At 34.9% G+C, this 12,349-nt stretch carries 12 protein-coding genes; 5 read left to right on the top strand and 7 right to left on the bottom strand.

All coding sequences use genetic code 11. The annotated features are described in order from the left end of the window. Nucleotides 1-270: 270 nt before the first annotated feature. Both ACY651_RS13550 and ACY651_RS13545 read right to left on the bottom strand, forming a co-directional pair. Nucleotides 271-624, bottom strand: coding sequence for a hypothetical protein (locus ACY651_RS13550; RefSeq protein WP_462253618.1), 354 nt, complete (start codon nt 622-624; stop codon nt 271-273). A 47-nt stretch (nt 625-671) separates the two neighbouring features. Beyond that, a complete protein-coding gene (locus ACY651_RS13545; protein ID WP_462253616.1) occupies nt 672-3,128 on the bottom strand; it encodes a penicillin acylase family protein in 2,457 nt (818 codons plus the stop codon). 254 nt (nt 3,129-3,382) lie between these two features. On the opposite strand from ACY651_RS13545, the gene ACY651_RS13540 reads away from it, so the two are divergent. Then, on the top strand, nt 3,383-3,790 hold the full coding sequence (locus tag ACY651_RS13540) for a hypothetical protein (RefSeq protein WP_462253614.1): 408 nt from the start codon (nt 3,383-3,385) through the stop codon (nt 3,788-3,790). A gap of 410 nt (nt 3,791-4,200) precedes the next feature. Then, on the top strand, nt 4,201-4,812 hold the full coding sequence (locus ACY651_RS13535; RefSeq protein ID WP_462253612.1) for a MiaE family protein: 612 nt from the start codon (nt 4,201-4,203) through the stop codon (nt 4,810-4,812). Here the strand turns inward: ACY651_RS13535 and ACY651_RS13530 are convergent. From ACY651_RS13530 to ACY651_RS13515, 4 genes are read right to left on the bottom strand one after another with little or no spacing between them, the layout of a single operon-like run. Beyond that, nucleotides 4,809-5,540 carry a hypothetical protein gene (locus ACY651_RS13530; protein ID WP_462253610.1) on the bottom strand — a complete coding sequence of 244 codons (732 nt, stop codon included), beginning with the start codon at nt 5,538-5,540 and terminating at the stop codon, nt 4,809-4,811. The two genes, ACY651_RS13535 and ACY651_RS13530, sit on opposite strands and share 4 nt — an antisense overlap. After that, nucleotides 5,537-6,529: a GSCFA domain-containing protein gene (locus tag ACY651_RS13525; protein ID WP_462253608.1), complete on the bottom strand. Its 993-nt coding sequence runs from the start codon at nt 6,527-6,529 to the stop codon at nt 5,537-5,539. The genes ACY651_RS13530 and ACY651_RS13525 overlap by 4 nt, the downstream gene beginning before the upstream one ends. A 26-nt stretch (nt 6,530-6,555) precedes the next feature. Continuing rightward, nucleotides 6,556-7,410, bottom strand: a complete 855-nt coding sequence (locus ACY651_RS13520; RefSeq protein ID WP_462253606.1) for a hydroxymethylglutaryl-CoA lyase — start codon at nt 7,408-7,410, stop codon at nt 6,556-6,558. Beyond that, the gene (locus ACY651_RS13515; RefSeq protein ID WP_462253604.1) at nt 7,398-8,390 is read right to left on the bottom strand and encodes a helix-turn-helix domain-containing protein; all 993 of its coding nucleotides are present in this window, start codon (nt 8,388-8,390) and stop codon (nt 7,398-7,400) included. Before ACY651_RS13515 ends, ACY651_RS13520 begins: the two co-directional genes overlap by 13 nt. A gap of 220 nt (nt 8,391-8,610) precedes the next feature. Here ACY651_RS13515 and ACY651_RS13510 point away from each other — a divergent pair, with 220 nt between their 5' ends. Further along, nucleotides 8,611-9,456: a hypothetical protein gene (locus ACY651_RS13510; protein WP_462253602.1), complete on the top strand. Its 846-nt coding sequence runs from the start codon at nt 8,611-8,613 to the stop codon at nt 9,454-9,456. 81 nt (nt 9,457-9,537) lie between these two features. Next, the gene (locus ACY651_RS13505) at nt 9,538-10,686 is read left to right on the top strand and encodes an LA_2272 family surface repeat-containing protein (RefSeq protein ID WP_462253600.1); all 1,149 of its coding nucleotides are present in this window, start codon (nt 9,538-9,540) and stop codon (nt 10,684-10,686) included. On the opposite strand, the gene rlmB is transcribed toward ACY651_RS13505, so the two are convergent. Next, the gene (rlmB, locus tag ACY651_RS13500) at nt 10,683-11,450 is read right to left on the bottom strand and encodes a 23S rRNA (guanosine(2251)-2'-O)-methyltransferase RlmB (protein ID WP_462253598.1); all 768 of its coding nucleotides are present in this window, start codon (nt 11,448-11,450) and stop codon (nt 10,683-10,685) included. The two genes, ACY651_RS13505 and rlmB, sit on opposite strands and share 4 nt — an antisense overlap. Before the next feature lie 185 nt (nt 11,451-11,635). On the opposite strand from rlmB, the gene ACY651_RS13495 reads away from it, so the two are divergent. Continuing rightward, entirely contained in the window at nt 11,636-12,328 is a 693-nt protein-coding gene (locus ACY651_RS13495) for a LolA-like protein (RefSeq protein ID WP_462253596.1), read from the top strand. Nucleotides 12,329-12,349 lie beyond the last annotated feature (21 nt).

Here is a 12,349-nt window from a genome sequence, read left to right as displayed (position 1 = left end):
AGCAAAACTAAATTTGTATTTAAACCACACTTCCGATACATTTAAAAAGCTAAATTTCTTTTTAATTCTAACCATAACGGCACAATAGCTTTAAATATATTTAAAATTTAAATCTGGCTTAAAAGCTTTTTGAGGATAATTTTTATGGGAATTAGGTTTAACGGAAATTCAATAGCATTGAGATTGACAAATAAAAATTAAAAATCCTTAAAAAAAATGAAATTACAAAATAAATATTTAATTAATGTAATTTATTAAAAGGAAAATATTCTAAATTTTTTGTGGTCTTTTATGCACAAAACTTCCACATAAAGCTGCAAAACCTGCGACCAAAGCACCAATAAAAGCCGTAGCAAAAATTAAATAATAAGGATTATCAGCTTTTATTATAAGGGTGGAAATTTTATGAGCAAGTAAATGATCGTTATTACTGCTTATCCAAAAACTTAAGCCACCCCATAGTAAAAGCAATGCTAAAAAGCCTGTGCTAAAAGCTTTACCCGGAGTTTGTGGAATTAAAACTGCTACAATAAATGCTGCAACTGCAATACTCCACCAGGGTAAATAAAGGCAGGCGGCAAAACTTAATAAGGCTGTTAATATTAGGGAGATAAAAAATTTCATATAATTTATTGTTGAATTGCTGAATGTTCAAGGTGAACGGTAAATAATTAATTTTTACTAAAACTCATTGTTCCTGTTACACGTTTATCTTTCTCCTCTCCTTTTGTCATCATCCAGAGCGTATAATATTTTCCTGCTGCCCACTCATCAATAAAATTATCGTAGTACTTACTGCCAGGGTTGCCACTTTGTCCGCCGGGGTAAACGCCATAAGCTTCGGTTTGTTTAGTAAGACTGATCACCATGCGCCAGCTGGGGCCATGTGTTTCTTTTGTAGCATTAATATTATGTACGCCGCCACCAATGGGTAAATTCGTTCTGCTGAATGATGGCAGCTTTGCCAAATGATCTACATGCGTTGATTTGTATTTATCCCAATTTAACCTTCCTTCAATTTCTGCTTTCTTTAATGCCAGTGTAGTTTTTTTCAATGCTGCAGTTATATCATCGGCCATAGTTTCAATTTGCGGCGTGGTAACATCATCTAAAAATTTATAGGCAGAATCTTTTAAAATACCTTCCAGTAAACTGCTTTCAAACGGATGCATAATAATTTTTGGCGCTTTTAAATATTCATCATCAACAACAGTATGCTGAAAATTATTCCACAACAATTCAAACACTGTTGCACCCTGCGATCCCACATCGTTTCTAAAATTCCAGTTCTTTAAAAGATCAAGGTATTTTTTTTCATCGCTGTTCAATTCATTTTCTTTTATGCTTTTTAAAAACAAAGGCATCAACATTGCTGCCGGTGCATTGTAATTATCTGTTTGCAGAGCCATCATATCCTGCGGTGTAATATTACTCATTGCTGTTAACCGCTTATTAATTTCATAACCACGGTATAGGGGATAATTTCTTCCCAAATAATACGGATAAGTTTCGTCAACTGGCTTTTGGTTGGCACTGCTTATAAAACCTCTTTCCGGGTTGTATTGAAAAGGCACTTCATCCTGCGGAATCATGCCCTGCCATAAATAGCTGGTATCCGTTCCCGGCATTACATAATCTCCCTGGCCTTTCCATTTTGCAGGCCAGTCGCCCTGTGTACGTAAGGCTATGTCGCCATTCTTACAGGCAAAGGCACAATTTTGTCCCGGTGTATGCAGGTTAGTTACTGCAGCAGCATAATCAGCATAATTTTTTGCATGGTTCAGCATGTTAAAAATTTTAAGTTCATTGCTGGGGTCATGTGCTGTCCATCTTACGGCATAATTTTTATTGTTGGTGGTTCTGTTACCGCTGTAAGTTTTATCAAACATTACAGGGCACCAGTTGCTGCCCAATTGTACATACGCTACCGAATCAATAAAATTGGGTTTACCTTTTATTTTAATGGTATCAATTCTGAATTTTGTGGTGTGATACGTGCCGTTAAATAAATACTCTTTTCGGGTATCATCTTTAAATTGTATTTCGTAATAATCCCTTACATCTCTTCCACCATTGGTAAAACCAAATGCACAGCTATCGTTATATCCAATAACTACTCCCGGTGCACCGGGAAAAGAAACGCCATAAGCATTAAATGATGGTGTAGATATTTGCACTTCGTACCAAAGCGATGGAAGATTTAAACCCAAATGTGGATCGTTGCATAAAATTGGTGCGCCATTTTTTGTTTTGCTACCGCTAACAGCCCAGTTGTTGCTGCCATTATCCCTGTCGGGTTTTTCGCTTTCGCTAACAGCAATATCTTTTGTGTTTAAATAAGCCGAATCAACATTTGCAGGAGCTTTAGGAAATATTTTTTGTACCGGAAATGGAGTGCCTTTCGGAATTATCGGGTCTAAAGAATCCTGCAAAGCAGGAAATAATTTTAAAAAATCATCGGCACTAAAAAAACTTTTTGCATTGGTCATTTCAATATCATCTTCGTGCCCGGCTAAATCGTAACTCATGTATTTTAAAAACAAAGAAGTTTTTAAATTGCTCCACCGCTCAGGTTTGTAGCCGATCAATTTATATTCTAAAGGCAAACTGCTTTCGGTTAAGGAAGATATGTATGCATTTACACCGGCTGTGTAGGCATCGCATTCGGCTTTTATTACAGGATCTTTATCGGCTTCTTTTTCTGCAATTTCTGCAGCATACACCATTCCTAATCTTCTAAATTCCCTGTCGTGGTTTAATCCTTTTTCTCCCAGAATTTCACTGGCTCTTCCTGCTGCTGCAAAAGTTTGTAATTCCATTTGCCATAAACGGAACTTTGCATGCAAAAAACCCTGTACAAAATAAGCATCATTTTCTTCATCGGCAAAAATGTGCGGCACCAGGCGGTCGTCTAAATACACATTTACTTTACCTTTTAAATCAGGAAATTTTAGATCAGTTGTAAAATCTTTATTCGCATTTTCGGCATTTTGCCAAAAGCCATGCTGTGGGCTGAAAAAACTTCCGAATGCCGGGGCTTCTTTGCCTCCTATGGTTAATCTTGTATTTAAAACAACTACCAACCCTGTTGTAATTACAGCGGTAATAATGAATGGAGCAATCCTCATAAATTAGTTTTAATGCGCTGTAAATTAATGAAAATAATTTAGCAATAGAAAATACCTGAAGTAACGGTTAGCTAAGGGTAAAATAGAAAATTGTGCAATAATTTCCCCGAATTTAAAACAGTGGCTTTGTTTAAGCCAATATTATCTTAAAAGAAACCAATTAAAATTATTTTTTTAGAAAATTGAGTTCAAAACAGCATTGTAGCATAAATTTTGTTTTACCGGTATTATATTTTGAAATAAAAATAACAGTTATGAAAAAAAATCTTTTTTATGCGCTATCGTGTTTAACTATAACACTATTTGCAATATCCTGCAGTAAAAGTGATACAACAGTTGCAGCCAATACACCCGAAGGCAATTGGGTAGGTAACCGAAGCGGTGTGGGTGGGCCATCTCATTATTTTTCTATAAACTTTAAAAGTGGTGGCAGTGTTGTTATTAATGAATTTAACGCTACCACCCCGGATGTTGCCAATGGTAACTGGAGCCTGGTTGGCGACAGTGTAAAGGCAAACTTTACCTATATGCCGGGAGCCACTTACACCGGTACTTATTCTTTAGCGGCAAAATATTCTGCAAGTGTAAATACTTTGGATGGTACAATTGGTGTTGGCAGCAGCACAATTGGCGCAGGAATGTTTTCAGTTACAAAGCAATAATAATTTCTATCAATAAATAAAAAATGTCCCGGCTAAGTGGGACATTTTTTTTGAACTTTAAAACTTGTAAAAAACTTAATTCATTCAATCTTGGGTTTAATTTTTAATTGAGGTGGTTTTGCTGATTGTTGGATTGGTTGGGTTTCTTAGGAATTGGGTTTGGCTTGGTTGATTAAAAATGTTTTTGTTTTCTTTGTTTCAATTCTTCTGTTGGATATCTGGATCTTTAAATACTTAACTGGTTAATTACAACACAAAGATGCACCGCATTTGCTCCATTTTTATTTCTATTCGTTCAAAAGCAGCATTGTTTCGATGAATGGCCCTTTTTTACCGATTTGGCCTTACTATTCTGTAAATGGATAAAACAGTTTGAACTTATTTGAGCTTGCTTTTTTATTTTTGTACCAATGGAGCAACTATCTACTGACATCAAAAATATTTTAGGTTTAAAATTACCCACAGACCCACGCTGGGTTAACCTTGCCGAAATAGAACTCGAAGAAATTTTAACCGATCATGCATACTGCGAACAAAAAGCTGCCACTACCTGCATTTCTTTAATACAGCGCTACCCCGACAGGCTGGAAATGGTGGAAGAACTTTCGCCGATAGTTACCGAAGAATGGGGACATTTTAGAATGGTGCTGGCAGAACTTAAAAAAAGAAATTTGCATTTGGGCAAACAACGCAAAGACGTTTATGTAAATAAGCTGCTGGAGTTTCAAAAAAAAGATGGCAGTGTAGAAGACCGTTTGTTAGACCGACTTTTAACTATGGCATTGATTGAAGCAAGAAGTTGCGAACGTTTTAAAAGATTAAGTGAAGGCTTAGACGATGAGTATATGCGTAATTTTTACAGAAAATTTATGGAGAGTGAAGCCGGGCATTATACTTTATTTATAAACCTTGCCGAATTATATTTACCCAAAGAAAAAGTAAGAAAGCGCTGGAATGAATGGTTGCAATTTGAAAAAGGTGTGATGGAAAGTGCAGAGATACGGGGTGACAGGATACATTAACGGATGATATACCTCAAGCGAAAAGTAGATGGTATGTAAGGCATACCAATTGATTCGTCAATGTCTGGTACAAAATTCCATTCAAGTGGCTGTTTTGGTACAACTGAATACCCTTGCGGCAAATTCTTATATTTTACAAATTTGTGTTTAGCTCCAATACCTATTGTAAACTCCAGAAACCAATTACCATTTTTACTTAAATTAAATGTTTCACCCAAAAGAATTGCCCCACCTATAGACTGTGTTGATGCTTTATACTTAAATTTATTTAAGGTATCTGCTGTCACTTTATTTTCAAAGTTATTGTAAGCAGAGAATTGAACGGGTTTAAAACGAAATTCTACTCCAATAAAGAATTGATTTTTTTGCCTTCTTTTTCTTTGATACTCAGTAATACGGCCTAAGTTAATTATGGGTCGCCATTGCTGCAAAAAATGATAGCGGTATTGGGCTAAAAATCTAAACCCGTGATAAAAAACAAGTTCATGATATTTATATACACGATTTCTGCCCAGATAGGCGATTTCAGTAAAAAACTCACTCCTTTCAGAAAAACGTGTACCAACACCCATGCATATTGCAGTTTGAGGTTCTAACAAGCCTAAAGGATTGAAGGAAATATATTTCGCTGGTGAAGTGTACATCCGACTATTAAAATTACTTTGTCTTTCTTGTGAAAAGGAGTTACTCCAAATAATACAAAACAAAAGCACCAAAAAAATTTTCATTCAGTAAAAAATTTAATTTCATCTGACAGATTCATATAAGAGTATTTTTGCTGCATGGCTGTACATAATTCCAGGTACTTATTTTTAAATGACTTATGTGCCATTGAGCTGTTGTTAAAAGGTTTATGATTTATTGCCGCATTGATCTCATTTATTTCTTGCATTAATTGCTGCGATGGCTCATCAATACAAGTGAGTATAAATTTTTCCCACACATAATTGGTGGCGGCATAATTAGGATGCACCATATCTTCTGCATAAAAACGGTAATCCCTTAAATCATCAATTACCAATTCGTACGCAGGAAAATAAAATACATTTTCAAATGTTTCTATGGCCGCATGCACCGCATTTATCAACGCCGCTTTGCTGCGGTTATTTTCTACCAACCCTTCCCTTAAATGCCTTACCGGGCTAATGGTAAAAATTATTTTTATATGCGGATTAAAATTTTGCAATTGAGAAACAATGCTTTCTATTTCATGAATAACTTCTTCGTTACTTAATAATCTTCTGTTAAACCAGTCTGCCGGTGCTTTATGATTGTTGGCAGCAACAGTATTTGTTTTTTTGTTGGCAGCTTTGTCCGTTAATTCATACACCCATGCCGAGCCTAAAGTGATAATAATAAAACGGGTTTCTTTTAAATATTGATGTGCAGCCTGGGTAGAAGTATTTATTTTGTTAACCGCATCTTCGTTGGTAACACCAGAAAAACGGCTATGGTGCTGCCAGCTATGCCATGATTCATTTAAATAAAACAAATCGTTTTCATCAATAACTTTATCAGCAATATAATTTTCAACAGCCTCTTTTACACTAACAGGGTTAAATAAAATGCCATTGGGATTTTGCAGTACAGAAAATTTATGTGCTACCAATTTATCGCCGATGTTTTCGGTAAAGCAGCTGCCCATCAGTAATAATTTATGCTGATGATTAATTTTTTGAGATAAATGCTTTGGAGAAAACTCTAAATGAAAATCCATGCCACAAATTACACGAATTACACCAATTAGATAAATATGGCTGCCGCTAATTCACTGCAATGGTTCAATGCATCTTTATTTAAATTATTAAGTAAGTGCAATTGTTCAAAATACGGTATCATTAATTCTGTATCCATATTACCTACTAATTCATCGTCAGCCATTGGACAACCACCAATGCCTTTTAATGCACCATCAAATCTTTTGCAACCTGCATCTAAAGCTGCGTCAACTTTTTCCTTCCAGTTGGTTGCGGTTGAATGCAGGTGAACGCCAATTTCAATATCAGGCAAAGAATCAACTAAATATTTTGTTACGCTTCTAACTTGCTCCGCAGTAGCTAACCCAACTGTATCTGCCAGCGAAATTATTTTTACATCCATCGCCACCAATTTATCTACCCAGTTAAAAACAATCGACTCATTATATGCATCGCCGTAAGGATTTCCAAATCCCATAGAAATATACACTACCAGCTCTTTTTTATTTTTTACACAAAGATTTTGTATCTCTTCTACCCTGTTTAAAGATTCTTCAATGGTGGAATTAGTATTCCTTTTTTGAAAAGTTTCAGAAACTGAAAATGGAAAACCTAAATAAGTAATTTCGTCATACACCACTGCATCTGTTGCGCCTCTTTCATTTGCAATAATGGCTAACAACTTTGAAGTGCTGCTTCCCAAATCCAAATTACCAATTACCTGGCTTGTATCAGCCATTTGCGGTATTGCTTTCGGGCTTACAAAACTGCCAAAGTCAATCGTATCAAAACCAACTTTTAATAATGCATTGATGTATTCGATCTTTTTTGCTGTGGGTATAAAATGTTTCCAGCCCTGCATGGCATCACGGGGGCATTCTATAAGTTTTATTTTTTGCATGCCTGTACCCTCTCTCTTAAAGTTTTAAAAAATTTGTTTCTTTCTTTTTCTCCGGTTCCACTTATCATTACCGAACGGCTTACAAGGTTATTAAAATTATTAAATGTTTTTTCGGTAAATGTTTTATCGCTGCTGCTGATGTACTTTAATACAATGTAATTAATAAAAGAAGTGCGGTGGCCATCAAGCTCTACCATTATACTGTTATTACCTAAAATAATTTCGTTGATGTATAATTTCAATGGTGCTTTATAGCCTGCTTCTCCGGCGCCGGGTAAAAACTTCACGCCTTTTTCTGCCTGCTTTTGTAAATGCTGCAGCATGGCATCGCAACTGTCCACAACAGTATTCAGGTCTTCTTTAGTTTCAAAAATACCTGCATCACGGTAATATTCAATTTGTAAAATGGTGCTGTTAATGCTTTCGTAATTCCATAATTCAGATGAAGGTATATCGTTATACTCCTGTAAAATTTTTTGCCCTGTTGCAAACGATTCTACAATATCATAATTTTTTAAACTAAACGTTTTTCCATCATAATCCGGATTGTTTAAAATACTCTTATCCCAAAAAAATGCTTTAAAGGCTGTTAATTCTTTGTAATAAAAAAAATGAAAGATGGGAACGTCCTTACTGAGGTATAACATTTCTCTTTTTGTGAATGGTTTAAAGCTGTTTAATAACTGCACCAAACCTTCCATGTACTGTTTAAAAAATTTAGGGCTTGCATCCTGCTCCGGATCAGTAAAAAGAATATTGTTACTTTTTAACTGCAGCATCTGGTCTAACGAAAGATTAAATTTTTCGCAAAGTAATTTCAATTCATTTAAGGTAATAGGTTTTTCTCCACGTATTCTTCTGTACACACTATCATAACTAATATCCAGCAGTTCGGCTAGTGTATCTACCAGCGAAATATGAGGCGGCAAGCCATCTTTTATATAATTGAATAATTCTTTTTGCAGGTTTCTCTCTGGCATGATAAAATAAATTTACGGCTTTTCCGTAATTATAAAACTTTGTTTACGGTAAAATGCATTTTATTTTCAAAATTCATCTACCAAAATGGAATATCATTTTTCTACAATGGTTTGCACTCTTCTTTATTAATAAACACTTCAATATACTTTTTCTTCCTGTATATCAATTATGAATCTGCTTCAGTTGCTGATAGTTTTACAATGAAATAAAATCAGCATTATGAAAAAATTATCAGCTACACTGTTATCTGCGTTTTTAATACTCACTGCAATTGCACAGCAGGAAATTCACAATTTTTATATTACCGGTAAAGATAAAGGCTTTCATTTTTCTTCTGTATTTGTTAAGGCGCAGGCATATGTGCATGATGTTACCGGTAAAAAATTTCATTACCTCGCCGTAACGTCAGATGAGGAAGCTGTAATAAAGATGAAAAATATTTTAGAGGAGCATAATGCTAAAATTGGTTCGTTATGGTTCGACAGTCATGGATTATACAAACAAGGTTACTCATCTTTTCATGTAGGCGATAAAGAATTTAGTTTTAAAAATATTACCGATACTAATGCCACTCAATGGTTGCGACAGTTGAATGTTTATTGCGATAGTGGTACAAGTATTGGTATTGGCAGTTGTTACGGTGGTGCCACATTCGATTTTCCGGGAAACGAATTTGCACCTGCAGGAAGAATGAATGGCGATTCTTTAATGATCGGTTTAGGAAAAATTTTTACTCACAGTACAATTTATGGCAGTGAAAGTTGGGTGATGAATAAGCCTGGCATTTTTGCTAACAATTTTGCTTTTGCCGGTTATCCCTGGGGAAAAAAATATAAAAAAGCAGTATGGGCCCCGGTATGGAATTATTTAGGCAACTGGAAAAAATATAATTATTCTACTGATGAAATGCTGAGCATAAATACAGTGGCACTAGACAGGAAAGGAAATATAAATATCCGCAGCCGAAATTACCTGGCGCTGGAAAAAGGAAAGCGAAAACAAGAGAAGAAAATTGCGCAATTAGAAGTAGTAACCAACAACCCATCTGCAAATAATAATAACTAACTGATGTATTTAAAAATAAAAAACAGAAACCGCTTGTACATACTTATGCTATTAAGTCTTTTACTATTTTAATGCTCTGCAATGAAAAAAATAAATCATTCCAGGTATATTCTTTCAGTTATTGTTTTATCATGCTGTTGCGTAAACATTCAGGCTCAAACAGATACTGCATGGGTTTTAAAATTTAAGAGAAATGGCTCGGCATTCAATCCCGGAAAAGATGATTATCAACCAGGCAAAAAAGGATTTTACCTTTATGAAAATTGTATTTATGATATTGTACTGAAAAACGATATGGTGTATAATGCAGGAATTGTAAAAATTAAAAAGGACAGTATTGTATTTACAACTCATATAAACAGGCAAACAGCAGTAATGTATCGGGAGGTTTTTGATACATTAACTGTTTCTCCTGTAGCAATAAAAAAGATAAGACTTTTAGGTGACAGAATTATGGGGCTTTACAGCAATATTCATTTAAGAAATTACAGTTTTGAATTTATAATAGATACGCTTGCAAAACGGATGGTTGCAGATACATTAACTGACACGATTTATTCAATAAGATATTTGATAAAGCCTTACATCACCCTGCAGGGTATTGATCCGCTTTACGAACCAATTGATACTTTAAAAAGTAAAAGCATTATACAGGATGAGGTTATTCCTACAGTAATTGCAAAGCAGGATACCATTTTATACCAAAGAAATTTTATTTGGTTTTTACCTTTTAATGCTAATAAAGTTAATGGCATCTCATTAGGTGTACATACTGGTAACATAAATGGGAAAAAAATACAGGTAAATGGAATAAATATAAATGCAGATGTGGGTTCAATGTTCATTGCAATGTTCAGTGCATTTCACTTTTTTGATGCAGCAAATGTTAAAGTACTTTCAGATACATTAAGTACCGATGGAAAAATATCGATAAATGGATTAGGCATAAGTGGTGGTGGAATTATGTATGGGAAAAAACTAAATGGTTTATTTATAAATGGAGGCATCTGCGAAAGCAATACTGCCAATGGAATATTTATTAGCGGAGGGTTTAACCATTTTCAATCAGTAAAAGGGATTTCTGTTGGAGGGATAAGAAATACGGCTGTAAAATGCACAGGCTTGCAAATTGGACTTATTAATTCCTGCAAATATTTAAAAGGTTTACAAATTGGTTTGTGGAATGTAAACAGTAAAAGAAAAATGCCTTTGATAAATTGGGGAACTTAAGTAGTACGTTGCTTACTCACCTCATACAAAATTATCCCAGTAGCTACACTCACATTTAAACTTTCAAAATCCCCCGCCATGGGTATTTTGAATTGTGCATCACAAATTTTCATTAATGCAGGATAAATTCCTTTGTCTTCGCTGCCCATAATTATTGCAGCAGGTTCTTTTAAATTAATATCGCTGATATTTTTTTCGGCCTTCATTTCGCTGGCATAAACTTTAATGCCATTCATGTGCAGGTCATCAACTGTTTTCATTAAACTGCTGACACGGCAAACTGCCATTTGCTCCAATGCACCGGCCGATGTAGTAATGGCATCTTCATTTAAAGCCCCCACTCCTTTGTCAGGAATAATTATGGCATTTACACCAAAGCAAAAAGCGCTACGGGCAATGCCGCCAATATTTCTGATGTCGGTTATGCCATCTAAAATTAAAAATAACGGCATCTCCCCTTTATCAACAATAAAAGAAATCACATCCTGCAGGTCTTGGTATTGTATTTTAGAGATTAAAGCAACACACCCTTCGTGATTGCTTACATTAAAGTTGTTGAGTTTTTCAACAGGCACTTTATTTATAGGCACTAAATTATTTTCTGCTAAAGTTTTTATTTCGTCAATTACTTCGCCATGCACTGTGGTTTGCATATAAATACGCTCTAATTGTTTACCGGTTTGCAGGGCTTCAATTATGGCTTTTCTTCCTACTACCAAGCTGCTTTTTTTGGGCCGCTGCTGCTGATGTTTAAAAGGTCTCACTTTATTATTTTGCTGCAAAGGTCTGTTTTTTTAAACAAAGAAAACAGAATTGCTGTTAGTTTATATTGATTAGTGTTGCTTTTAAAATACAAATTAACCGCTCTTCCACTATTTTATAACGGTGCTATGTATATTGGCTATCTTTCTTTACATTTAAACCCTTAACAATAAACAAACTTAACGTTATGAAGAAAACAGTTTTTCTATTACTGCTGGCTGCACTTTGCACAACAGCTTTTACGCAAAATAAATTAGATAATATTTTAGAGAAGGTGATTGAAACCATGGGTGGTAAAGAAAAGTTGATGAGTGTAAAGACCATAAAAAAAATGGGTAATGGCGAATCCCAGGGTGTTAAATACCCCGTAAATTATTATGCTGTTCACAACTTATCAGAGCGAACAGATTTTTCTTTTAACGGGTTAACCGGTTACCAGATCATCACTAAAGATTCCGGTTTTAATTTTAGTCCTTTTGGCGGCATGACGACTCCCGAACGTATGACCGCAGAAGACATAAAACTTTCCAGTGATGAATTGGATTTGGAAGGCTCGCTTTTAAATTACAAAGCCAAAGGCCACACGGTAGAGTTAATGGAGAATGAAGATATTGATGGCGTAGATGCCATACAACTGAGGGTAAATTTAAAAAATGGCAAAACTATTTTTTATTTTATTGACCCTGATACTTATTATATCATACGCACTACGGCTAAAGGCGTAAGCAATGGCCAGGAGTTTACCAATACCTCTAATTACTACAATTTTAAAAAGACCAAAGAAGGTATTCTTTACGCTTATACAATAGACAATTTAACTTTTGATACTATTGAAATAAATATTCCTTTAGATGATAAACTGTTCTCTACAAAAAAATAAAGTTCCTAAACTATAAATAAA

It is taken from the genome of Ferruginibacter sp. (genome assembly GCF_031391665.1).
GTDB lineage: Bacteria > Bacteroidota > Bacteroidia > Chitinophagales > Chitinophagaceae > Ferruginibacter.
The sequence above is the reverse complement of the archived record's forward strand: the minus strand, read 5'-3'. Positions and strand labels throughout refer to the sequence as shown.